The organism is Pediococcus sp. M21F004, from assembly GCF_051122535.1.
Classification (GTDB): domain Bacteria; phylum Bacillota; class Bacilli; order Lactobacillales; family Lactobacillaceae; genus Pediococcus; species Pediococcus inopinatus.
In genome coordinates, this window is record NZ_CP177314.1 from 1,211,708 (window position 1) to 1,236,880 (window position 25,173).

19 protein-coding genes, 1 tRNA gene, 3 rRNA genes and 1 other annotated feature are annotated in these 25,173 nt (G+C 41.8%); of the genes, 5 read left to right on the top strand and 18 right to left on the bottom strand.

All coding sequences use genetic code 11. From position 1 onward, the window contains the following. Positions 1 to 9: 9 nt before the first annotated feature. The 14 genes from ACLHK8_RS06270 to ACLHK8_RS06335 all read right to left on the bottom strand — a co-directional run bounded on the left by ACLHK8_RS06270 (position 10) and on the right by ACLHK8_RS06335 (position 17,480). A complete protein-coding gene (locus ACLHK8_RS06270; RefSeq protein ID WP_434520232.1) occupies positions 10 to 1,236 on the bottom strand; it encodes a KxYKxGKxW signal peptide domain-containing protein in 1,227 nt (408 codons plus the stop codon). Positions 1,237 to 1,375: 139 nt separating this feature from the next. Beyond that, a complete protein-coding gene (locus ACLHK8_RS06275) occupies positions 1,376 to 2,533 on the bottom strand; it encodes a cation:proton antiporter (RefSeq protein WP_063696540.1) in 1,158 nt (385 codons plus the stop codon). Positions 2,534 to 2,551: 18 nt separating this feature from the next. After that, positions 2,552 to 3,883, bottom strand: a complete 1,332-nt coding sequence (locus ACLHK8_RS06280) for a dihydrolipoyl dehydrogenase family protein (RefSeq protein WP_434520233.1) — start codon at positions 3,881 to 3,883, stop codon at positions 2,552 to 2,554. A gap of 27 nt (positions 3,884 to 3,910) precedes the next feature. Continuing rightward, positions 3,911 to 4,882: an ABC transporter ATP-binding protein gene (locus ACLHK8_RS06285; protein WP_082623322.1), complete on the bottom strand. Its 972-nt coding sequence runs from the start codon at positions 4,880 to 4,882 to the stop codon at positions 3,911 to 3,913. Then, on the bottom strand, positions 4,879 to 6,408 hold the full coding sequence (locus ACLHK8_RS06290; RefSeq protein ID WP_323714710.1) for an ABC transporter permease/substrate-binding protein: 1,530 nt from the start codon (positions 6,406 to 6,408) through the stop codon (positions 4,879 to 4,881). Before ACLHK8_RS06290 ends, ACLHK8_RS06285 begins: the two co-directional genes overlap by 4 nt. Positions 6,409 to 6,553: 145 nt before the next feature. Next, entirely contained in the window at positions 6,554 to 7,789 is a 1,236-nt protein-coding gene (gene codA / locus ACLHK8_RS06295) for a cytosine deaminase (protein ID WP_434520234.1), read from the bottom strand. A gap of 21 nt (positions 7,790 to 7,810) precedes the next feature. Further along, a complete protein-coding gene (locus ACLHK8_RS06300; RefSeq protein ID WP_063696535.1) occupies positions 7,811 to 9,187 on the bottom strand; it encodes a cytosine permease in 1,377 nt (458 codons plus the stop codon). A 194-nt stretch (positions 9,188 to 9,381) separates the two neighbouring features. Beyond that, entirely contained in the window at positions 9,382 to 10,230 is an 849-nt protein-coding gene (locus tag ACLHK8_RS06305) for an IS3 family transposase (RefSeq protein ID WP_320531864.1), read from the bottom strand. A gap of 20 nt (positions 10,231 to 10,250) precedes the next feature. After that, positions 10,251 to 10,736, bottom strand: coding sequence for a helix-turn-helix domain-containing protein (locus ACLHK8_RS06310; protein ID WP_063698689.1), 486 nt, complete (start codon positions 10,734 to 10,736; stop codon positions 10,251 to 10,253). A 93-nt stretch (positions 10,737 to 10,829) separates the two neighbouring features. Next, positions 10,830 to 10,903 (bottom strand) — tRNA-Thr (locus ACLHK8_RS06315). 78 nt (positions 10,904 to 10,981) lie between these two features. After that, positions 10,982 to 11,098 (bottom strand): 5S ribosomal RNA (rrf, locus tag ACLHK8_RS06320). 92 nt (positions 11,099 to 11,190) lie between these two features. Beyond that, positions 11,191 to 14,113 (bottom strand): 23S ribosomal RNA (locus ACLHK8_RS06325). 228 nt (positions 14,114 to 14,341) lie between these two features. Further along, positions 14,342 to 15,919: ribosomal RNA gene (locus ACLHK8_RS06330) — 16S ribosomal RNA — on the bottom strand. Together the 16S, 23S and 5S rRNA genes with 1 tRNA gene alongside form the textbook arrangement of a ribosomal RNA operon. Positions 15,920 to 16,286: 367 nt before the next feature. After that, entirely contained in the window at positions 16,287 to 17,480 is a 1,194-nt protein-coding gene (locus ACLHK8_RS06335) for a PLP-dependent aminotransferase family protein (RefSeq protein WP_434520235.1), read from the bottom strand. A gap of 130 nt (positions 17,481 to 17,610) precedes the next feature. Here ACLHK8_RS06335 and ACLHK8_RS06340 point away from each other — a divergent pair, with 130 nt between their 5' ends. Further along, positions 17,611 to 18,516: a LysR family transcriptional regulator gene (locus tag ACLHK8_RS06340; protein WP_057774962.1), complete on the top strand. Its 906-nt coding sequence runs from the start codon at positions 17,611 to 17,613 to the stop codon at positions 18,514 to 18,516. Positions 18,517 to 18,939: 423 nt separating this feature from the next. Here the strand turns inward: ACLHK8_RS06340 and tyrS are convergent, their stop codons facing one another. The 3 genes from tyrS to ACLHK8_RS06355 all read right to left on the bottom strand — a co-directional run bounded on the left by tyrS (position 18,940) and on the right by ACLHK8_RS06355 (position 21,529). After that, complete coding sequence (gene tyrS, locus ACLHK8_RS06345) at positions 18,940 to 20,193, bottom strand: tyrosine--tRNA ligase (RefSeq protein ID WP_434520236.1); 1,254 nt, start codon at positions 20,191 to 20,193, stop codon at positions 18,940 to 18,942. 63 nt (positions 20,194 to 20,256) lie between these two features. Continuing rightward, positions 20,257 to 20,460 (bottom strand) — a binding site (T-box leader). Positions 20,461 to 20,507: 47 nt separating this feature from the next. Beyond that, positions 20,508 to 20,834 carry an AzlD domain-containing protein gene (locus ACLHK8_RS06350; protein WP_057774956.1) on the bottom strand — a complete coding sequence of 109 codons (327 nt, stop codon included), beginning with the start codon at positions 20,832 to 20,834 and terminating at the stop codon, positions 20,508 to 20,510. Then, on the bottom strand, positions 20,819 to 21,529 hold the full coding sequence (locus tag ACLHK8_RS06355) for an AzlC family ABC transporter permease (protein ID WP_057774953.1): 711 nt from the start codon (positions 21,527 to 21,529) through the stop codon (positions 20,819 to 20,821). Before ACLHK8_RS06355 ends, ACLHK8_RS06350 begins: the two co-directional genes overlap by 16 nt. A 92-nt stretch (positions 21,530 to 21,621) precedes the next feature. Here ACLHK8_RS06355 and ACLHK8_RS06360 point away from each other — a divergent pair, with 92 nt between their 5' ends. Continuing rightward, entirely contained in the window at positions 21,622 to 22,119 is a 498-nt protein-coding gene (locus tag ACLHK8_RS06360) for a methylated-DNA--[protein]-cysteine S-methyltransferase (RefSeq protein ID WP_057774949.1), read from the top strand. Here ACLHK8_RS06360 and ACLHK8_RS06365 read toward each other — a convergent pair. After that, positions 22,116 to 22,568 (bottom strand): ASCH domain-containing protein, encoded by a 453-nt coding sequence (locus tag ACLHK8_RS06365; protein ID WP_057774967.1) that lies wholly within the window; start codon positions 22,566 to 22,568, stop codon positions 22,116 to 22,118. The two genes, ACLHK8_RS06360 and ACLHK8_RS06365, sit on opposite strands and share 4 nt — an antisense overlap. Positions 22,569 to 22,779: 211 nt before the next feature. Between ACLHK8_RS06365 and ACLHK8_RS06370 the strand changes: the two genes are divergently transcribed. The 3 genes from ACLHK8_RS06370 (at position 22,780) to ACLHK8_RS06380 (ending at position 25,153) form a co-directional block, all read left to right on the top strand. After that, positions 22,780 to 23,826, top strand: a complete 1,047-nt coding sequence (locus ACLHK8_RS06370) for a tagatose 1,6-diphosphate aldolase (protein WP_434520237.1) — start codon at positions 22,780 to 22,782, stop codon at positions 23,824 to 23,826. 120 nt (positions 23,827 to 23,946) lie between these two features. Continuing rightward, positions 23,947 to 24,540 (top strand): hypothetical protein, encoded by a 594-nt coding sequence (locus tag ACLHK8_RS06375; RefSeq protein ID WP_434520238.1) that lies wholly within the window; start codon positions 23,947 to 23,949, stop codon positions 24,538 to 24,540. Positions 24,541 to 24,703: 163 nt separating this feature from the next. Beyond that, positions 24,704 to 25,153 carry a hypothetical protein gene (locus tag ACLHK8_RS06380; RefSeq protein WP_156406537.1) on the top strand — a complete coding sequence of 150 codons (450 nt, stop codon included), beginning with the start codon at positions 24,704 to 24,706 and terminating at the stop codon, positions 25,151 to 25,153. Positions 25,154 to 25,173: the final 20 nt, after the last annotated feature.

The window sequence follows — 25,173 nt, forward strand, 5'->3', positions numbered from 1 at the left end:
TATTAAACTCTATTTTTGTTTATTATTTTGGATGACATATGTGCCACCAGCTAATTCCGAATGTCCATCAGCATCAAATCCGGCACTTTGCGCCATCATTTCAGAAGATGAATTATCATCTTTATCACTATTGGCAGATGCCTTCTCTGTTGTCTGGGCAGCTTCACTTTGAGCATTACTAATAGCCCGTGAAGTTGTTTGGAACTGAACTACAGGAATTGCAGCTTGTTGATAATCATCATTTAAATCAGCAACTTCAACTTTTGTAGCCGCCTTTGTGTCCGCAAATACACTCAAATCACTCAAATAAGCGCTTCGATCAACACGCTGATGAGCCGTTGTAGCTCTTTGAACGTCTGCAGTTGCTTGGCTCATTACTTTTGAAACCGTTGCGTTCATAACAGTTGTTTGCACAGTTGTAGTCGTTGTCACTGCCTTAGTAGCCATTGTTGTGGTGGCGCTGCTGGCAGCTGAAGAACTTGACTTAGCATCTGAGCTGACTGATGCTGAACTAGCAGTTGAAGGCGTTGAAGCACTGGAAACTGCTGAACTAACACTTTCTGAACTTGCAGCAGAAACGGAAGTCGCTTCACTGCTTGTTTGGTCAGTATTTAAATCTGAAGATGAACCTGGAGTTGCTTCACTTGCGGCAGAAGATGCAGCGCTAGTTGCATCTGAACTAGTTGAAGCAACCGCACTACTTGCAGCACTACTAATTGGTGAAACGCTCGCAGCACTAGAAGATGCTGGATAAACCACGCTCGATGATGAACTAGGTGTTGTGCTTAAACTAGGAGCTAACGAAGCGGCCACCGAACTGCTAGCACTACTTGCAGCAGCTACTGAGCTAGCAGCAGAACTAGCTGCTGCGGAACTCAAAGCTGAACTTGAAGCCTCAGATGCCTTTTTAGCACTTTCACTAGCAGCCGATTTTTTTGCACTGCTTGAACTTGCTGCACTACTAGAGCTGGCAGAAGAAGCGTTACTTGCTGTACTTGCTTGACTCACACTACTAGTAGCTGAACTAGTTGCATAAGAATCTGAATAAGCATAGCTACTAGACTTAGTCTGATTTGCACTAGTTTCTGTTGAAGTTGCTGAAGTATCCGCTGATACATGGGGTGTATTAAATACGCCTACAGCATTAATGCCCACCAAAACAAGGCCTGCATACAACCATTGTTTATGTACCTTATACATTTTGAAATGTAATTTATTATCTTGATTATTCTTCATTTGACAAACCTCCAAACCCTTTTGACTGATTAAGAAACTTTTAAGTTCATTATACGACATTTTTTAAGATTTGGATACTCTTTATCCGAGTTAATTGCAATTATTTTTACTATTTTTATTTCTTTTGTTAGAATTCGTCTTATTTAGCCAAAACTTTTCTTTGGTGGCCAATTGCATGCTTCAATATAAATGGTGCAATCATCGTCACCAGAATAATAACCAAAATCACGTCAGAGTAGTGGGTTGGATCAATTAAGTGGGCTGAAAATCCAATTTGCGCAGTAATCAACGCCATTTCTCCTCGCGAAATCATCCCTGCACCGATCACATAATTACTGGTTAAGTCAAAACCTGATAGTTTGCCACCTAGGCCACAACCGATTAGTTTTGTGCCAATCCCAAGCACAGTCATCAAAATGACAAACCCTAATGACTGCAATAAATGGGAAAAGTCCATATTTAATCCAACACTGATAAAGAACATCGGAATAAACACCGCGTACCCAATTGGTTCAATACTTTGATCAATTTCTTCATGAGCGGGAGTCATCGCAACCGCAATCCCAGCAAAGAAGGCCCCAACGGCACCACTAAGCCCCACAGACTCCGCTAGCCAGGCCATCCCTAAACAGATAATCATCGACATAATCGTGCGACTAGACGTCATAAATAATCTATCTGCCGTACGCATCAAATATGGCGCGATCCATTTAATCACAAGATAAACGCCAACGAAATACAAAACCTGTTTTAAAATAACTAGACCCAGATTCTCATTTCCAGCCGAATCGCCCATCATGCTGACCATGATGCTCAACAAAATAACGCCAATAATATCATCAGCCACAGCCGCTCCTAAAATCGTTGCGCCCTCTTTAGTATCCAACACGTGAAACTCTTTAAGTACTTCAACTGAGATACTTACCGAAGTTGCTGAAAATACGACACCAATAAAGAAACATTCTAAGCGACTAAAATGAAATAATAATCCTGCGCCACCCATGATTACCCCAGGGAAGATCACCCCAATCACGGCCACCACAAGTGCCGGACGTAAATACTTCTTTAGTAAGGCGATATTGCTTTCCAAACCAGCGATAAACATCAGAATAATCACGCCAAGATCCGCAAAGGTTTGAACCAAGGTATTCAAATGAATCCAATTTAAAATAGCCGGACCCAAAATGACTCCGACTAAAAGCTGCCCAATAACCCCTGGGACACCCATCCGTTGGCTATAATGACCAAAAAATAACGTTAAAAATAGTATTAAACAAAGTGTCCCAATGAATTCCATATAACAGCCTCCGTAAAGTTAGATTAAATAGGATAAATCGCTAGCTGCGGTTGGATAAGAGAAAATTGTTTGTTTTAAATTTTCTGGAGTCAATTGACCATTAATTGCCATCGCAAAATAATTAATAAAATCATCTGCTTCACTACTCATCAAGCTGGCTCCAACAACCGCACCTGTTTTTCTAGATGTTATTACTGTAACATGTGCCAACGGTTCGTTCAAGCGCCGATAAGTAAACCAGCTCGTTAAATCTAAATCTTTAATTTCAAATTGATCGGCATCTTTTTCAGCTTCAGAAGCTTTGATTCCTACCATTGCTAAACGAGTTTCCCCGTACACAACAGTTGGGATTGCCGGATACGTGATAGCCGCCTGATTGCCAGCTAGATACCCAGCTAAATATTGTGCTTCAAATCCAGATACTGGTGTGAGTTTGGGTTGGCTTTTATCCACAACATCCCCAATGGCAAAAATATTTTCAGCCGTTGTTTGTAAATGATCATTTACTTGAATTCCCCGTTTGGAATACGTAACACCGGCCTGTTCTAAAGCTAGCGCATCGTCATTAGGCACCCGCCCAGCGGTACAAAAGACTTCATTCGTCTGTAAACTGAATCCTTGAGCACTCACAAGCTCAAAGCCTTGCGCATTTTTATCAATCCGACTAACGTCCACCCCAAAATGGAATTGAACACCCTTTTCTTCCAGTTGGGTAATTAACCGTTTTACATCCGCTTTTGGAAACGCCTTAAGTGGTCGATCGTTATGATGCACAATGTGAACCTGCGCACCGGCAGCACTTGCAATTGCCGCAAACTCAAACGCAATGTAGCCACCGCCCACAAAAGTAATGATCTTAGGCATTGTTGGCATTTTTAGGAAGTCCGTACTAGTTTTAAAATGTTTTTTACCATCAATTTCTAGGATTCCAGGACGAGCGCCAGTTGCAATCACAAACTTATCAGCTTGAATCTGTTTTTCGCCCACTTGGATTGTATGGGCATCCTTAAATTTTACTGACCCATCAATCACCGTAATACCGGCGTCTTCTAAACCTTTTTTTGTGCCCGAAGAAACCGGATCCGTGAATGTTTTTTCGAATTTCATTAAGTCGACCCAGTTAATCTCCGGAGCCTTTTGAATGCCTTTTCCCACCAAATGTTCTGCATGCCGTTTTGCATCCAAAGCAGAAATTAAAACTTTTTTAGGATCACATCCGCGATTAGGGCAGGTTCCACCCCATAGATTTTCTTCAACAACGGCCACTTTCAGGTTTTGAGCCTTTAAGTCATACGCCAATGCACCACCGCCAGGGCCAGCACCAATAATCACAACATCAAATTTTTCCAATTTTGATTCACTCCTCTGATTTTTAGTTTATCGTTGAACTTCACTTAAATAACGCATGACTTGTTGCCGATTTAGATATCCGACTTTCTTTTGATCATGCATCACCAAAATCTCATCATTTTCTGCCAGTTCCATAAAGGCACTCTCCAAGGTCTCCGTATCGTCGAGCTCCTTCAAGTTATTTGCAGCATTACTACTTTTTAGGACATATCCCGATTTTACTAGTTTAGCCAGCTGGGTTTCATAGATATTTTTTGCAACTGAACTAGCAAAGAAATTTTCTATAAATTGGTTAACCGGATGCTGCACGATATTTTCCGGAGTATCCGTTTGAAGGAGCTGGCCGTGACTCATCACGCCAATTCGGTCACCCAATTTCAATGCTTCATCCATGTCATGGGTCACGAAGATAATCGTATTATGCATTTTTTGATGTAAATCTAACACTAAATCTTGTAGTTGTGTTCGCACAATTGGATCCAAAGCACTAAAAGGTTCATCAAATAAAACAACTGGGGGCTTGGCCGCAATTGCTCGAATAATGCCAATTCGTTGCTGTTCTCCACCTGATAATTCATCCGGCATCCGATCACGATATTCTTTGGGGTCCAGACCAACTTGGGTAAGGAGATTATCAACAATTTCGGCCGTTGTTTTCTTCGGAATTTTCTTCATTTCTGGAATGACACTCACATTTTGGGCAACTGTCATCGTTGGAAATAGCGCAATTTGTTGGAGGACATAACCAATATCAAGTCGTAAACTTTGCGTATCAAATTCTTTCAATTTTTTGCCGTTAAAAAGAATGTCACCATCTGATTGGGTAATCAATTGGTTAATCATTTTTAAAGTCGTTGTTTTTCCGCTTCCAGAAGTCCCAACCAGGACAAAAAGTTCGCCCGGTTGAATTGCCAAATTCAGATCTTGAATGGCCAAGTTTTCACCAAATTCTTTTCGGACATCTTTAAACTCAATAATGGGTACTTTGGGTTTCATCATTTATCATCCCTCAACAATCCATGAGAAATTAAGTACTGCTTGGCGACTTTCGCAGCGGACTCTTTTTTCACATTTACTTTATAATTCATTTCCTGCATATCCGAATCCGAGATCTTACCCGATAACTTGTTCAAGGATTTTACAATCTGAGGATGACTGGTTGCAAACTTTTCAGACATGATGGGGGCTCCTTGATAAGGGGGAAATACATGCTTAGTATCTTTTAACATTACTAAATCGAGCTGCTTAATCTGACTATCCGTCGAATAAGCATCTCCCACGTTAATATTTCCGCGCTTCAGTGCCTCATACCGTAAACTGGCTTGCATTGAACTTACCTTGAAATCTAAGCCATACTTTTTCTTAATCCCTTTTAATCCATCTTGGCGGTTCATAAATTCCAAGGTCATCCCGGCATTAATTTGGTTTTCGATTTTACGTAAATCTCCGATTGATTTCAAATGATATTTTTCTGCAAATGATCTTTTAACAGCCACCGCAAAAGTATTTTGATATTTCATGGGCTTCAAATAGGCCATATCGTTTTGCGACTTGAGTTCATCTCGAGCCTTCACATAAGTTTTATGAGCACTCAAATTAGCGGTATTGCCTTTGCTTTTAACCAGGCTTTCGAGCACAGTCCCAGAAAATTCCGGATACATATCAATACTTTTACTTTTAAGTGCATTGAATAGGAAACTAGTTGTCCCAAAGTTTGGTTTCAGGGTCACGGTGACATGTTTATCATCTTGTTCAATCAAATCTTTATACATATTAATTAAAATATCCGGTTCTGAGCCGAGTTTGCCGGCAATAATAATATTTTCTTTAGGTTGGGCCGCGGCCTGATAGCCGATCACTCCAACAAACCCGACAATAATCACAGCAATGGTCACGATAACGGTTCGTAACCGGGCTTTTTGGAGAACTTTGATCAGGGTACTTAAAATAATCGCAAGTAAAGCTGATGAAATTGCCCCAATTAAAATTAATGCCGTATCGTTTTGGTCAATTCCGAGTAAGATAAAGTTACCTAGACCACCCGCGCCAATCAAAGCAGCCAAAGTTGCAGTCCCAACAATCTGGACTAAAGCAGTTCGAATCCCAGATATAATTACAGGTAGCGCAATCGGGATTTCCACTTTACTCAGTTTCCGCAGTCGCGACATTCCGAATGCATCCGCAGCCTCTTCGATGGAGGGATCGATTTCATCAATTCCCACATATGTATTTTGAAAAATAGGTAATAGTGCATAAACAACTAGCGCGATAACTGCTGGTACACTTCCAATTCCCACCAGAGGGATTAACAACCCCAACAAAGCCAGTGAAGGAATCGTTTGTAGCACACTCGTAATTTGTAAAAGGACCTCTGCCACACTTTTATGGTGAGTTGCCCAAATTGCCAAAGGTACCGCAATCACAATGGCAATCAGTAAAGAGGTTAGTGAAATCTGTAAATGTTCCCACAATGCTTTAAGAAGTTCGGTTCTTTGATCTAAAAATGTATTCCATAATGTCGTCATAATAGCGCTCCAAAATTAGTTTATGTTTTCATTCTCTCACATTCCAGTTGAATTGCCATGCAATATACTCAAGAGCTTGCGTAAAAAAACAGATGAAACCGCGGCATATCGGGCACTGTTTCATCTGTTTATTTCTCTGGAATTATCAGAAATTAAGTTTTACTTCTTTAGGTTTAGTTTCAACTAATACTTTCCCTTGGCGAATCGAATATAAGACTTCCGGATGCTCATTTAAGGCATTATAAAAATTATTGTTATTCATAATAATGCAATTAGCAGGTTTCCCGACTTCGATTCCATAATGATCACTTATATGCAGAGTCTTTGCGGCATTGTTCGTTACAAAATTATATGAATCCATGATACTTTGGTAACCCATGAGTTGCTCAGCATGAATCCCCATATGCACGGCATCCATCATATTACCGTTTCCCATTGGGTACCAAGGATCCTTAATATCATCTTCTCCAAACGATACATTAATCCCTGCTTCATTCAATTCTTTAATACGGGTAATCCCGCGCCGCTTCGGATACGTATCAAAACGACCACCTAAATGAATGTTCACCAGTGGATTTGAAACCATGTTAATGTTGGCGAGTTTCAATAAACGAAACAGTTTGTAGCAGTATGCATTATTATATGAGCCCATCGCAGTGGTGTGACTGGCTGTGACACGATCAGACAACCCAGTTTCATAGGCTAAAGTTGCAAGTACCTCTAAGTTACGCGAGTTGGGATCGTCAATTTCATCACAATGCACATCGATCAAACGATCATATTTTTCGGCCAGGTCTGCAATATATTTTAAGGATTGGACGCCATAATCACGCGTAAATTCGTAGTGGGGAATTCCGCCAATCACATCTGCACCCTCTTTAACGGCCGTCTCCAATAGTTCTTTACCCTGAGGATAAGATAATACCCCTTCTTGTGGGAAAGCGACCAACTGAATTTCCACTTCATCTTTCATTTCGGCTTTAACTTCTAACAAAGCTTCCAAAGCCGTCATTGTAGGATCTGTCGTATCCACATGGCTTCGAACTACTTGAATACCATTTTCAATTTGTTTCCGAATGGTGGCTTTTGCTCGGGTTTTAACATCTTCGCGTGTTAATTTTTTCTTCCGTTCTGACCAAATTCGAATGCCATCAAACAGCGTGCCACTTTGATTCCACTCCGGATCTCCAGCAGTTAACGTTGCATCCAAATGAACATGAGAATCAACAAATGGGGGTAATAATAATTTTCCATCAGCTTCGATGATCTTTTCATTTTCTCGTGCAGTTAAGTGTGCGTCAATTTCTGCAAACTTACAATCCTCAATCCTTATGTCCTGTTTATTCGCATTATTTTCAATATAAACATTTTTAATTAACATGATTTACGCTCCTCGGTTTTATTAATTTGAATGACTAAGTAATATATGGCATTTAATCTTCATAACGACGTAATACGCAATTCCTACCAAAATCATGGTAATGAATGTTGCACCGGTATAATTTCGAATCCAAGCTACATGTTGAAGCAGCAAGTAAACTAGCACACCCACGACCCACAAGCAAAAGGCCAGCCAATGAATACCGCCTCGATACCAATACCGACCACCTTTTCGAGATAACTCTGTGGCTTGATAGTGTCGTCTTCGAACCAAGTAGAAATCCACACATATAATACTGACGATGGGGCCAAGCACCATGCCAACGTAATCCAAAAATGCCGTAAATGTGTCCAAGAAGCTTCCGACAAAGACCGGAATAAAAGTAACTAAAGTGGCAAGAATTGTGACAATCCACAGCGATTTTTTAAGACTTAGTTTTGGAAAAATATTATTAACGGCTGATCCGGCTGCTTGTAAATTAACCGCATTGGCAGTCATACTGGTTAACACAATGACAATCATGGCAATTGATCCTAGTCCCAACCGATTTGCAATTGTGCTTGGATCAGAATTGTTGGCATCGTAAACTCCAGAAGTTACTGCAATACTAATTGTGGCAACCAAACCAATAAAGGCAAACCAGAACACACCTATGTCAGCCCCAAGAAACGGAGCGGTAACTGCAGTATTCTTTTTATTAGTAAACCGGGTAAAATCTGCGCCGGCCGTAACCCAAGCTAGATTAAATGCAGCAAGTGTATCGATTGCACTGCCAAAAGGCATTTTTTGATGAGTTGGCACCTTCCAATTCGCAATTTGAGAAAACGATACATCACGAAAAACAACGATCGATTCCCATATAACGAATATAATAACGAGAATTATCCCTATTCGCTCAATGATTTGAATCGACCGTTGTCCGGCGGAAATACTTATTAAGTGTAAGATACTCATAACTAAGATACCAAAAATCAATCCTTTAGCGCCACCGGGTTGTCCATAAACTGGCCAACCTAATAATGAATGTAAAATATATGACATGGAAGTAGCAGCGATAAAAGTGTTAACAGCTGTCCAACCTACGAATTGAGTCACGTTAACAACTGAAGGAACAACACTCCCCCGAATTCCAAAAGAAGCACGGGAAACAGCCATCGTTGAAGCGCCTGTTTTATATCCCATGTAGCCTACAAGTGATAAAAATATGTACGAAATACTTGAAGCAATAATTAAAGCATGAATACCACCCCAGAAACCACAGGCAGCAATAATTCCACCTACAAACCACGTTCCATTGTTTGCGTTAGCACCAATCCAAGTAGCGAACATATCCCAATAAGACATATGACGGTCTTCAAAGGGAACAATATCTACTGCGTATCGATCTTTGGTTTCCATTAAAAATTTCCTCCTTAGAATTTTACACATTTTTATTGATTATACACTTCTCACGAAAAAAATCGAGGACTTTTTGGTAGCGGTTCATAAAACGAAGTATATTTATTGTTCGCAACCTAAGCTTAAATATCTACCAGCCTTTGATTCGACACAAAAAAAGCCATTGAACTGAACCCCATAATTTGGAGTGAATTTTAAGCAACCAACTGGTCGGATAGGTTTCGGTATTGTACCGGAGTTTTTCCGGCCAGTTTTGTTCTAATTCTTTTATTATTATAATAACTAACGTATTCAGTTATGGCTATTCTTAATTCTTCGTAGGAGGAATAGTGGTTATTATGCACCGTTCCAACTTTTAAAATATGGAAACAACTCTCAGCAACCGCATTATCCAGACAAGTCGCTTTGCGACTCATACTCTGCATAATGTGGTTTTTCTTTAGCTTGGAAACATACTGATAATTCTGATATTGAAAACCTTGATCTGAATGAATTGTCATCTTATAAGGTAATTGTGGTTTTGAACGAATTAAATCCATTAAAGGTTTTGTGACAAACGCTACATTAGGGCTAAGACCAATATTCCATGACAATATCTCGTTACTGTAAAGATCAACAAATGAAGTAAAATAAGCACGCTCAGAAATCGAACCAGAACCCCAGCGAACTTCAGTCACATCGGTCACTACTTTTTGATAAGGTCGATCCGTATTGAATCTGCGATTCAGTTTGTTTTTAGCAAGTTTACCAACAGTACCTCGATAAGAATTATATTTTCTAGTTTTTCGATCAAAAGCATGACAAAGCACGTCATTTTGTTTCATGATCTTTAATACCACTTTATGGTTAACAATTTTACCGTTGTTCCTTAATGCATCGGTAACCGTACGATACCCGAAATCTGGATTATCTTGTCTAATTTGAAGAATTTCATCCACTAAGTCCTGGGAATAATTAGTTTTATATTGTCGGTTAAGTGCATCATGATAACTACTACTTGACATACCGACAACTTTTAAAATAAAGCTAAGCACTTCGTTCAAATCACGCCTTAATTCAGCAACTATTTGTGCTTTTTCCTGGTTTTTAATGCTTTCTTTTTCTGAACCAAGGCGTGTAATTTTTCCAAATAAGCTAATTTAACTCTCAATTCACGGTTTTCTTCTTCTAATTCCTTTTTAGACTTTTCATTATTACTATCTGACATGGTATTTGACCGCCTTTGATTAGGATTAAGGCGTCCTTGTTCAAGAGCTCGTTCCCATTGCCAAATTACAGCTGGATGTTTAATTCGAAACTGCTTAGCAGTTATCGGCAAGGATGCATTTTGATCTAAACGCCATTTAATTACTTTCATTTTAAACGAATAATCAAAGTAAGTCTTCTTATGGTTTAAACTTAGACCTTCAACACCGAACTGTTCTAACCTGCGTTTCCATTCATATAAAGTGGCAGAGCCCTTGATACCGTACTTTTTCATGATAATACTTTGCGGCAGGCCACTAGTTAATTCTAAAACTGCATTTATTTTATTTTCCTTTGAGAACATAACAAAACCCCGATAATTTGGATTACTCCAATTATCGGGGTTCAGTTCACCATTGATTTTTCAATGACTTTTTCTCATGATATTTTTTATTTAAGCCACTTATCGGATTCGGACCGATGACCCCTTCCTTACCATGGAAGTGCTCTACCTAGCTGAGCTACAGTGGCAATAATAAGTATACCATATTTGATTAAAATGACTATTTAGACACAAAAAAAGCTCCCAATTAAGGGAACTTACTAAGTGCATGGCAACGTCCTACCCTCGCAGGGAGCGATCCCCCAACTACTCTCGGCGTTAAGAAGCTTAACTTCTGTGTTCGACATGGGAACAGGTGTATCCTTCTCACTATCGTCACCACACTTCTCCGATCCACTTCCGCGGCTCGTGTGAAAGAAATTTATTCTCTCAAAACTAAATAATATCGAAATCTTCTCTTTGAGAACACCACTTTGTGGTTAAGTCCTCGACCGATTAGTATTGGTCCGCTCCATGTATCACTACACTTCCACTCCCAACCTATCTACCTGATCATCTCTCAGGGGTCTTACTTCCATAAATGGAATGGGAAATCTCATCTCGAGGCGAGTTTCACACTTAGATGCTTTCAGCGTTTATCTCATCCATACGTAGCTACCCAGCGATGCTCCTGGTGGAACAACTGGTACACCAGCGGTATGTCCATCCCGGTCCTCTCGTACTAAGGACAGATCCTCTCAAATTTCCTACGCCCGCGACGGATAGGGACCGAACTGTCTCACGACGTTCTGAACCCAGCTCGCGTACCGCTTTAATGGGCGAACAGCCCAACCCTTGGGACCGACTACAGCCCCAGGATGCGATGAGCCGACATCGAGGTGCCAAACCTCCCCGTCGATGTGAACTCTTGGGGGAGATAAGCCTGTTATCCCCAGGGTAGCTTTTATCCGTTGAGCGATGGCCCTTCCATACGGTACCACCGGATCACTAAGCCCGACTTTCGTCCCTGCTCGACCTGTCTGTCTCGCAGTCAAGCTCCCTTGTGCCTTTACACTCTGCGAATGATTTCCAACCATTCTGAGGGAACCTTTGGGCGCCTCCGTTACTCTTTAGGAGGCGACCGCCCCAGTCAAACTGCCCACCTGACACTGTCTCCCGCCACGCTTAGTGGCGCGGGTTAGAGGGTTCACACAACGAGGGTAGTATCCCACCAACGCCTCCACCGAAACTAGCGTTCCGGTATCTACGGCTCCTACCTATCCTGTACAAGTTGTACAAACACTCAATATCAAGCTACAGTAAAGCTCCATGGGGTCTTTCCGTCCTGTCGCGGGTAACCCGCATCTTCACGGGTATTATAATTTCACCGAGTCTCTCGTTGAGACAGTGCCCAGATCGTTACACCTTTCGTGCGGGTCGGAACTTACCCGACAAGGAATTTCGCTACCTTAGGACCGTTATAGTTACGGCCGCCGTTTACTGGGGCTTCATTTCAAAGCTTCGCCGAAGCTAACTCATTCACTTAACCTTCCAGCACCGGGCAGGTGTCAGCCCCTATACGTCATCTTACGATTTTGCAGAAACCTGTGTTTTTGATAAACAGTCGCCTGGGCCTATTCACTGCGGCTGATCTTGCGATCAGCACCCCTTCTTCCGAAGTTACGGGGTCATTTTGCCGAGTTCCTTAACGAGAGTTCTCTCGCACACCTTAGGATACTCTCCTCGACTACCTGTGTCGGTTTGCGGTACGGGTAGTTAAACTCTAACTAGAAGCTTTTCTCGGCAGTGTGACATCAGGAACTTCGCTACTTAAATTTCGCTCCCCATCACAACTTGTCCTTAAAAGATAAAGCATTTGACTCTATCTAAGACTTGTTGCTTGGGCACACTTATCCAACTGTGTGCTTTCCTTAGCCTACTGCGTCCCTCCATTGTTCAAACAAGTTTAACTAGTACAGGAATCTCAACCTGTTATCCATCGTCTACGCCTCTCGGCCTCGACTTAGGTCCCGACTAACCCTGGGAGGACGAGCCTTCCCCAGGAAACCTTAGTCATTCGGTGGACAGGATTCTCACCTGTCTTTCGCTACTCATACCGGCATTCTCACTTCTAAGCGCTCCAACAGTCCTCACGGTCTGCCTTCATCGCCCTTAGAACGCTCTCCTATCACGCCACCTTACGGTGGCATCCACAGTCTCGGTAATATGTTTAAGCCCCGGTACATTTTCGGCGCAGAATCACTCGACTAGTGAGCTATTACGCACTCTTTAAATGATGGCTGCTTCTGAGCCAACATCCTAGTTGTCTATGCAACTCCACATCCTTTTCCACTTAACATATATTTAGGGACCTTAACTGGTGGTCTGGGCTGTTCCCCTTTCGACGATGGATCTTATCACTCACCGTCTGACTCCCGGACATAAATCAATGGCATTCGGAGTTTATCTGAATTCAGTAACCCTAGATGGGCCCCTAGTCCAAACAGTGGCTCTACCTCCATGATCCTAAGTCCGAGGCTAGCCCTAAAGCTATTTCGGAGAGAACCAGCTATCTCCAAGTTCGTTTGGAATTTCACCGCTACCCACACCTCATCTCAGCACTTTTCAACGTACACGAGTTCGGTCCTCCAGTGCGTTTTACCGCACCTTCAACCTGGACATGGGTAGGTCACTTGGTTTCGGGTCTACATCTGCATACTCAGTCGCCCTATTCAGACTCGCTTTCGCTACGGCTCCGTTTCTTCAACTTAACCTGGCATGCAAACGTAACTCGCCGGTTCATTCTACAAAAGGCACGCCATCACCCATTAACGGGCTCTGACTTCTTGTAGGCACATGGTTTCAAGAACTGTTTCACTCCCCTTCCGGGGTGCTTTTCACCTTTCCCTCACGGTACTGGTTCACTATCGGTCACTAGGGAGTATTTAGCCTTGGGAGATGGTCCTCCCGGATTCCGACGGAGTTACACGTGTTCCGCCGTACTCAGGATCCTGAACTGAGGGATCTTCATTTTGCCTACGGGGCTATCACCCACTCTGGCCAGTCTTCCCAGACTGTTCGGCTATGAAAATCTTTGGTAACTCAAATGTTCAGTCCTACAACCCCAGGAAGCAAGCTTCCTGGTTTGGGCTGTTCCCCTTTCGCTCGCCGCTACTCAGGGAATCGATTTTTCTTTCTCTTCCTGTGGGTACTGAGATGTTTCAGTTCCCCACGTCTACCTCCAGCCACGCTATGAATTCACGTAGTGGTAACAACGGATTAATGTTGTTGGGTTTCCCCATTCGGAAATCTCCGGATCAAAGCTTACTTACAGCTCCCCGAAGCATATCGGTGTTAGTCCCGTCCTTCATCGGCTCCTAGTGCCAAGGCATTCACCATGCGCCCTTTATAACTTAACCTAACTTTATCGAAGATAAAGTGGTTTTGAGTTTAGCGATTATTTTAAGAACTAATCTTGTTGTAAAACTCTATAAAACGCAATGTTCTCGGTTTAATTATCTGATAATTAAAATTAGAAAATTTTTCGATATTATTTAGTTTTCAAAGAACAAATTTTGAGAGTAAACCTCTCAAAACTAAACAAAGTTTCGACATATGTGTAGGTTTCCGTTTCTAAATATCCTTAGAAAGGAGGTGATCCAGCCGCAGGTTCTCCTACGGCTACCTTGTTACGACTTCACCCCAATCATCTGTCCCACCTTAGACGGCTAGCTCCCGAAGGTTACTCCACCGGCTTTGGGTGTTACAAACTCTCATGGTGTGACGGGCGGTGTGTACAAGGCCCGGGAACGTATTCACCGCGGCATGCTGATCCGCGATTACTAGCGATTCCAACTTCGTGCAGGCGAGTTGCAGCCTGCAGTCCGAACTGAGAACGGTTTTAAGAGATTAGCTTAACCTCGCGGTCTCGCAACTCGTTGTACCGTCCATTGTAGCACGTGTGTAGCCCAGGTCATAAGGGGCATGATGATTTGACGTCGTCCCCACCTTCCTCCGGTTTATCACCGGCAGTCTCACTAGAGTGCCCAACTTAATGCTGGCAACTAATAATAGGGGTTGCGCTCGTTGCGGGACTTAACCCAACATCTCACGACACGAGCTGACGACAACCATGCACCACCTGTCATTCTGTCCCCGAAGGGAACGCCTAATCTCTTAGGTTAGCAGAAGATGTCAAGACCTGGTAAGGTTCTTCGCGTAGCTTCGAATTAAACCACATGCTCCACCGCTTGTGCGGGCCCCCGTCAATTCTTTTGAGTTTCAACCTTGCGGTCGTACTCCCCAGGCGGAATGCTTAATGCGTTAGCTGCAGCACTGAAGGGCGGAAACCCTCCAACACTTAGCATTCATCGTTTACGGCATGGACTACCAGGGTATCTAATCCTGTTCGCTACCCATGCTTTCGAGCCTCAGCGTCAGTTACAGACCAGACAGCCGCCTTCGCCACTGGTGTTCTTCCATATATCTACGCATTTCACCGCTACACATGGAGTTCCACTGTCCTCTTCTGCACTCAAGTTTCCCAGTTTCCAATGCACTTCTTCGGTTAAGCCGAAGGCTTTCACATTAGACTTAAGAAACCGCCTGCGCTCGCTTTACGCCCAATAAATCCGGATAACGCTTGCCACCTACGTATTACCGCGGCTGCTGGCACGTAGTTAGCCGTGGCTTTCTGGTTGGATACCGTCACTGCATGAGCAGTTACTCTCACACACGTTCTTCTCCAACAACAGAGTTTTACGACCCTAAAGCCTTCATCACTCACGCGGCGTTGCTCCATCAGACTTTCGTCCATTGTGGAAGATTCCCTACTGCTGCCTCCCGTAGGAGTCTGGGCCGTGTCTCAGTCCCAATGTGGCCGATTACCCTCTCAGGTCGGCTACGTATCACAGCCTTGGTGGGCCTTTATCTCACCAACTAGCTAATACGCCGCGGGTCCATCCAGAAGTGATAGCCGAAGCCATCTTTTAAAAGAAAACCATGCGGTTTACTTTATTATGCGGTATTAGCATCTGTTTCCAGGTGTTATCCCCCACTTCTGGGCAGGTTACCCACGTGTTACTCACCCGTTCGCCACTCACTTTATAGTTAAAATCATCTTCGATGCAAGCATCTCTAAATCATTCAACGAAAGTGCGTCCGACTTGCATGTATTAGGCACGCCGCCAGCGTTCATCCTGAGCCAAGATCAAACTCTCATATTATACTTGAGTTTTTACAAGCTCATTTGTTGTTTCATTGTTTAAAACGAATTGACTTCGCAAATGTTTGCTTCAAAATTTTCATTTGAAGACCCTACACATTTTACTTTGTCGAAACTTTGTTCAGTTTTCAAAGGTCTACCAATTGCCGTTTCGGTCTTTGTAACTTATCAACCGCGACAACTTTATAAGTATATCATCTGGTGAAAAGCTTGTCAAGAAAAACTTTTATTTCTTTTTTCGTCTTGGCACGCTTATCTCCGTCAGACAACGTATATAAATATAACAACCTGAGAACATTTCGTCAAGCACTTTTTCAAATTAATTTCATTTCTTTCGAAAAGCTTTCACCAATTTCACCTATACCAATTTAAACGGATCTCTTTTGATGACCGCTAGACAGGCCATTTGATAGCCGTTGTATTCCTAAATCAATCTGTGAAAGAGTTACATTACTGAAACTGATTCTTGCACCATTTCGATGTGTCTTATCTGGAAATAGATTGGTAGATGGAATCATCATCACGTGAAAACTGGGTTTTAACTGATTATTTTGCACTTTTTCCAAGTCAAGATCCTCAGGCACTGTCAACCAAGTAAAGAATCCTCCTTGCGGTTTTGTATAGTGAGCAAAATCCGGTAAGTATCTTTCCATTGCATTCATCATGGCATTCCGTTTAACTTGATAGCTCTTTTGCAGCTTGCCCAAGTGCTCATTCAAATCGTAATGTGTTAAATAGTAGTCAACCGTTTGTATCATCAAACTAGAAGTTTCTAAATCGGAGCCACCTTTAAGTTCTTGTAGTCGTTCAAAAAGGTCATTTCCTGCTGTTAGCCATCCTAAACGCAGGGCAGGTGCTAAGATTTTCGAAAAACTACCCAATTGAATCACGCGATCTTGAGTATCCAGTGACTTTAAAGTAGGTAATGATTCCCCTTCATAACGTAGCCAACGATAGGGAGCATCTTCTAATAGCAGAACATCATAACGATTAGCCAGTTCAACCAACTGTTTCCGTTTAGCTAACGACATAACTGTTCCCGTCGGATTTTGAAAATCAGGAATTGTATAAATTAGTTTTACGTGTTGCTGAATTAAAATTTTTTTCAAATCTACAAGGTTCATTCCGTCTTCTTCCATCCCTACTGTATAGTAGGTTGGTTCATACGCATCGAACGCAGCCAAAGCCCCAATGTAAGTGGGCCCTTCAACTACCAGGCCATCCCCTTTATTGATCAAAAGTTTAGCAACCAAGTCTAATCCTTGCTGTGCGCCTTGGGTCACCATAATTTTAGAAGCGTCCACTTGCGTCCCATCAGCCGCTAATAATTGGGAAATTTGGTTACGCAACGGCTCAGACTCTTCACCAATTTGATATTGGAACGGCGTCTGCTTTCCACTAATAACATTTTGAAAGCTGTCGCCAAGCTCTTGGGTAGGAAACAGACTTGCATCTGGAAATCCTCCAGTAAAAGAGATCATTTCCGGGTCATGACTCGGATAGATTGCATTCAACCCGCTTTTTGACGTTATCGAAACCCGACTTGCAAATTCTTCTGTCATTTCTATTTCCTCCCATAATATCTACAATACTTATTGACTCCATGATACTAATTATTTAATATGAAGTAAAACTCAACGTTCTCAATAAAATGTGAATCCTTTTCACTACCAAACTAAAGCGGAGGCTAATATGGCTAATTTTTCTTACGAAATATTTGCACAAGTTGTCACAACTAAAAATTTTGGTCAGGCTGCAAAAGTTTTAAACGTTACTCCCAGCGCGGTAAGCCATGCTATCAGCCAACTAGAAAATGATCTCGGCTTTCCTCTATTCATTCGAAACCGGACTGGTGTGGAGATCACCCCTGACGGTCAACAAATTCTGCCAGTTATTCAAAATATTTTAAATAGTGAATCACAATTACAACAAGTTGCCGATCAAATTCGGGGTTTAAACTCAGGTACGATCCGGATAGGTGCGTTCAGTAGTGTCTGCATTAATTGGTTGCCCACCATTATCCAACATTTCAAGAAAAAATATCCCGGTGTTGATGTAACCATCACTCAAGGAACGTTTTCAGAAATTGCCGAAATGACAAGAATTGGCACAGTCGACATTGGTTTTGCCGCACTGCCTGTAGACGCACAATTAACTACCGAGTCATTAGTAGCTGACCCCATTTATTGCGTCACGCCCGCTAACTTTGTCCCTAAAAATAAAACCTATATCACAACTGACGATATTGGCGACTACCGCTTCATTTTACAACAAATCGATTATGATCGTGACACAAAGAAGACTTTGGATCGCTACGCTGTTGCACCAAATGCCCTTTCGTACTCTATTGATGATCAATCCATTCTTTCAATGGTAGAAAGTGGCCTTGGGTTTGGAATCTTGCCTCAACTAGCTCTTCAAAAATTGACTGGTGATGTCAATGTTTATCCATTTTCTCATCAGTATTACCGAACAATTTGCCTTAGTGTCAATAAAACTCAAGCAGAGGCGCCCTCCACGAAACTAATGTTGACGGAAATTCACGACTATCTCGCAAACCGTTATCAAGCTGATTACTTAGGACAGCCCGTTAAATAAACAAAACGACTAGTTTCAACAAGCAATTTTACTGCTTGAAAACTAGTCGTTTTTTATTTTTTCTTCTATATAGTAGTTGCAGTTTCGAAGCCAGTGGCGATCTTTCGCTAAGCCTTAGGACAGTTTGGCACGTCAAAAGGCCGGAAATAAGTATGCTTCCCGCGGGATTGCGATCCCGCACTACTCCATTTCGTTGGTTGATTTTTGAAACGAAAATCTTTCTTATTCCGTTCGCTGTCGATTCTTGTGGCACAGTTTGGCCGCAAGAACTCGCATCCAGCACCACTCTTACTGCACTTTTTTGCTATGCCTTAGGACAGCTCGGCAAAACAAGAGACTGATTGTAAGCACAACTCCCGCGGGATTGCGATCCCGCATCCGTTGTGCTTACAATCAGCCTCTTACCGTTTTGCCTCACTCACTTTACTTAACCCTAGCCAAAAAGTACTTCTTTTTTCCACGACGCACAATCACAAACTTGCCGTCAAAATGCGCACTAGGATCAATTTCAGCGTCTACATCCTGCACCTTTTCACCATTAATCCGAATAGCTCCGTTTTTTACATCTTCTCGTGCTTGGCGTCTTGATGCCTCAATCTTTGTATCATCCACTAGCCATAAAATGATATTTTTCTTTTCATCACTAACCTCAACAGAAGGCATATTCTTAAAACCTTGTTCAATTTCTTCTGCTGTTAGGTCTTGCACTTCACCGGAGAACAATGCTTGAGTAATGTGTTGGGCCTCCACTACCGCCTGTTCACCATGCACAAATTTGGTCACTTCTTCCGCCAAACGGCGCTGAGCTTCCCGTTTTTCTGGATGCGTCTGAACCTTATCTGCTAATTCGTTAATCTCGTCTTCACCTAAGAATGTAAAGTACTTCAAGTATTTCACAACATCCCGGTCATCTTGATTAATCCAAAATTGGTAGAATTCATATGGTGAAGTCTTCTTTGGATCCAACCATACAGCGCCACCAGCCGTTTTTCCAAACTTTGTCCCATCAGCCTTAAGCATTAATGGGATCGTGAGCGCAAACACGTCCGTATCTGAACCTTCAACCTTATGAATTAAATCGATTCCGGCAGTAATATTTCCCCATTGATCGGCACCACCAATCTGGAGTTGCACATTTTCATGTTTGTATAGATGAAGAAAATCAATGGACTGCAAAATTTGGTAAGTAAATTCCGTGAAAGAAATTCCCACTTCCAAACGACTTGCCACAACTTCTTTGTTCAACATCGTGTTGACGTTAAAAAGCTTTCCGTAATCGCGAAGAAAATCTAACAAAGACAACTTTGAAAGCCAATCATAGTTATTTATAATGGTGAAATTTTCTGTCCCAAACAATTTAATCATTTGTGCAGATATGGCATCTTCATTATGTTTAACTTGGTCCATCGTCTGCAAAACTCGTTCTGAATTTTTACCAGACGGATCACCAATCGCACCCGTTCCACCACCAATAACAATTACTGGATGATGGCCTTGGAGTTGGAATCGTTTCAACATCATAAAAGGAATCAAATGGCCAATATGCAAACTGTCACCCGTAGGATCCACCCCACAGTACAAGCCAATTTGTTGCTTCTCTGCTAATTCGCGTAGCCCCTCTTCGTCAGTTGTTTGATTCACAGCCCCACGCCATTTTAGTTCATCAATAATATTCATAACCGTTCCTCCTCATTTTTTGTTTCAAATAGTATAAAAAAAGTCCCTAAAGTCAATAAAGACTCTAGGGACGAAATTCTCCGCGTTACCACCCAAGTTATTGCAATTAACTGCAACCACTCAACATCGATAACGAGATGAATCGCTAATTTATAGATTTAGAAGCTTGATAACTGTAATTCACAACCACCACATTCTGGTTCTCAATACCACCAGATCTCTGAAATGTTGGGCAGTCTGCTACTTCGATTATCGCATTGCTTTTGATATTAGTTTCATGTTAAGAGAGTTATATTGATAAGTCAAGAATTTTTTTAAAAAGCCAACCGAATCAACGCCATGCTTACAATCCCCACCACAACAATCACAATCAGACTTTTTGAAATAATGGCCGCCACAAAAGTCGGTACTGTTGCAAGCAGATTTTCATAATTAACCGTTGGCAATGACCCCGCATGATGGGTAAAAATATTTTCCATAATTAAGGCCGTCATAATCACCAATGGCACAAAGCTTAAATACTGAATCAGCCATTTTGGCAAATCAAAGTTTTTAACCAGGACAAATGGGATTACCCGTGATAGCCAAGTCACGATGCCACACCCGATAATTGTCCATAATACGTTCATCGTGAGCGCCATTGTTCAATCACCATCCCTAAAAAGCAGCCGACCAACGTTGTCACAATCAGCGCTACATTATTTGAAAAGAAAATCGTTAATCCATACATCAAAAAGCAGACTACCACGACCATAAAAATTTGAAAAACAAAGGCCTTACTTTTATCCGTAATCATTTGTAGATAAAGTAAGCCAATGAACATTGCCACCAAAGCAAAATCCAGCCCAAATGCTTTCGGATCGCCCACCAAATTACCCAATAATCCGCCAGCTGCTGTGGCAAACGCCCACGTTAAGTAAGCCACAATGTTTGCACCATGAATCCAGCCAGGTTTGAGATGATGATCCGTGAAATTAAGCTTGTTCATACTCAATGCAAACGATTCGTCAGTTAACAACGATCCGATGCCAATGTTTTGTCCCAGTGAATCCTTCCGAAAATATTGGGCAACTGTGGTGCTCATCAAAATGAATCGCGCATTAACCAAAAAGACCGACAACATGATGAATGGAATGGAGCTTCCAACCAGCATTAAGCTCACCATAATAAATTGTGCCGACCCCGCATATGTAATTAGCGACATTAAAAATATTTCTAAAACACTCAAACCACTTGTTTTCCCGACGACTCCAAAAGCAAGGCCAATTCCTATGTATCCCAAAACTGTTGGGATTGCCTCTCTCACACCCGTTTCAAAATCTAACTGTTCGTTCACAACATCATCCCTTATTGATTAGTTTCTTTTTAAATTCATTTGTCTACTTATTTGTTATAATTTAGACAAAATCACGTTTTTTGGAGGCCATCATGAAAACTTTGTACATCGATCGGGTCACAGTTTCAGACTACACCTACCTAATTGCTGTTGGCGACCATGGGCTAGCATTCGTAGGGTCCAGCAATTCAGAAGAAGAACTGCACCACTACATTGCTAATGCCCAGCTCTTAAAAAATTCCGACAAAACGAATCCTTATAAAACGGCACTCAAAAATTTGCTGCTCGGCAAATCCCAGCAGTTTACTCTTCCAATTGAATTTAATGGGTCCCCTTTTCAAAAATCCGTCTGGCAGGCCCTACAGACCATTCCCTACGGAGAAACGACTACTTATAGCGCCCTAGCCGAAAAAATTGGCCGACCAACTGCTGCTCGAGCGGTTGCCAATGCCGTCGGAAGAAATCCCAATCAAATCGTTGTTCCTTGTCACCGCGTCTTGCACAAAGATGGTTCAATTGGCGGCTATCACGGCGGATTACCGTTGAAACGTCAGTTATTGGCTCTTGAATCACGCGTTAAAAATGCTTAGCCAACAACTTCGAAAACTTCACAAAAACAGGTCATGTCTTCAGTGAACGTTTGGCCAGCTTCCTTAAACTCGTTTCTAAAGAATGGTTCATGAACACTCCGCCAATAAGCTAAAGTCCGGTTACCCTCACCTTCATGGTAAGCATGTTCAGCTGTCATATTTTTGTATGGCATAATTTCGGTTACCACGGTCTTGGTAATGCATACCGGATGCCCACTGCCATCCAAAATAATGTTATATTCGCCCACTTGCGGATAAGGTTCGTTTTCTTCATATAAGTCATATGCCGAAGTTGTCGCCGTTTTGATTCCCTTAAACGTAAGATCTGCCAATTCATTTGCCATTTCAGGACTATTACCAAACGCCCAAGCACTGTAAGTAGCATTTTGAAGATGATGTTTGCTTACAAACGATTGCCAATAAGCCTTTATTTCTGCCTTATGATCCATAAAATCACCTCGTGAAATATTTCCATCATTATAGCATTTTAATGCCATTTAAGCTCTCCATTGCAACGGAACAATTTCATCTTTCTAAACGTTGTGATACGGTTACTCTGTACTCAGTTTCACCAGAAGTTATTTTACTGACCTAGCACAGATGGACTGATTGAGAATATAATTAGAACAAAATATTAATACCAAAAAGGAGAAAAAATCCATGCCAACAAAACTATCACGTGGTAAATTTGAAAACCTTCAAAAATTAGCTGATGACGAAGGGACCTTAACTATCTTAGGCCTCGATCAGCGTAAATCGTTTCAAAAATTAATGGCGCAATCACAGGAACAATCTGGCCATCAATTTAATGAAAAACAATGTTATGAATTCAAACAATTACTTTCTGAATACCTTTCTCCTTACGCCTCAGGAATTTTACTGGATCAAGAACTCGGATCCGAAGCCATGAAGACTAAAACTACTCAAGCGGGTCTCATCACTGCCTACGATTGCTCTGAACCAGATAATTCTAAAAACAATCATTTTCCGCGGCTTTTATCCAGTCTTTCTTTAAATCGTCTCGCCCACACCAAAACAAACGGTGTAAAAGTACGGGTGGCTTACAATCCCCATGGTGACGCGCAGATTAATGATCAAAAACAAGCCTTTTTGGAACGTATTGGTGCCGAAGCTTTGGCAGCTGACTTACCACTTTTTATCGAACCAATTGTTTACGATGACGCCGTTACAGATAAAACAAGTGCAGCATTTGCTAAAATCCAGCCAGCGTTAATCATTGATACTATCAAGGAGTTAACTAAATCACGATATCATATTGACATGCTTCAAATTGAAATGCCAGTTAATTTGCAATTTGTGGAAGGCTTTGCTGAAACTGACGTGACTCCCGTTTATTCAAAACGAGAAGCGGCTAAACTCTTCAAAGAAGCTAGCGACACAACCACCCGCCCATTCTTATATAAAAGTGGTCCAGAATCTATTGAAACTTTTAAATCCGCAGTTAAATTTGCTGGTCAATCTGGGGCTAAGTTTGCTGGTATATTAGTCGGTCAGTCACTATGGGAGGAAGCCATTCAGCTTTATGTTGCTCAAGGCGAGCCGGCCTTAAAAGACTGGTTAGCAACAACTGGCAAAACAAATCTAACGACTTTAAATGACATTCTCGAAAATTATGCAACTCCTTGGTATGACCGGTTTGGTGGTCAAAAATCGCTTGAACTTTTCGATAATCCATTCGAGCTATAGGATCTCACCTTTAAAAATTAAAATAGATTGTTTTTTTGTGAGAACGGTGTTACGATATCGGTGTGATATCACGTAAACGTTTTCATATTTCTATTTTAAGTTATGGGGAGGTAGATTCTTATGAACATTAGTGCTGATATTTTAAAATCTCAAATTACATTTAAACCTCAAAAAGACGGGGTTGATCCTTTCTTATCTTGGGCTCACATTCAAATTAATGGCGAAGAATATCCACGTGGGGGCAAAAGTATCCTCAAGCACCGCGTTGCACATCCAAAAATGCGTTCAAAAACGACCGTTACATTTGATGATGACAAAATCACGATTCTAATAGAGGGAAATCAATACAAAAGTTATCCCATTAACCAGCTAAAATCACTCACCGTCTTAATCATGCGGGGCTTTGCTGTGTATTATCCAGGAAGAGTTTCCAATAACACCATTGCGATCTTGGAGTTTCCGGATACTACCTATTATTTTGATACGCCCACACCTTTACCGGCAGCTGTCCTATTGGCATCGCCTATTTTCAACCAGACAACTGTCAACGATCCGATGCATCTCAAACAATTCGGTAGTATTCAATCTCTGCAAGACATGAATGACGCCATTGCCCGAAAAGGCTATGAAAATATGGTTAAAGATACGCCCCTCAGCTTGTTAGCCACCACGTTTAACCCTGAAGAAGAACCCTATCAGCTCATGTCAAATTGACAAAACTCTATTTGGGGCTTAGTCTTGGAGAAACTTACTTATCTACACCAAGGAGGCGCCAATTATCAGAGAACAACATAAACGTCTTATTAAACCAAAATATGGTTCGCGTGCTTTTTCAACATTCCTATATGTAATTTTTGTATTAGCCGTCATCTGTTTATTGACAGTTTTCAACAAAAGTTTTGGTGTGATTGTTGCCACGAGTGATCCAGTTGTGAACCAAATTACGGACACCGTTAATGCAAAAATTCCACAATACGACGGCTATACGATTCGGGTCACCTCAGACGTCATTAAACCTGATTTAAAAACTGCCGTCGAACAGGTTTACGAGGGTAAAGCAATCAAAGTGGATCCAACTGGATTTCAAGACAGCGTTAAAAAACAGCTTGAATCTGATGGCATATCGCCACTCATTATCAATTCTGCAATTGGCGCCGGTGTGCAAACCAAGCTAACCAGTGAATATCAAAATGCTTTTCAAAATCAGTATTTGCTAGAAGCCCGTGAGCAACTACCGATTTACAAAGGATGGACTTATGCGATCGCGTTAATCACATTTGTCCTGGGAACCCTTTTTCGAATCCGGTATAATCGTTCTAAACACTAAAAATAACCAACAAAAAACTT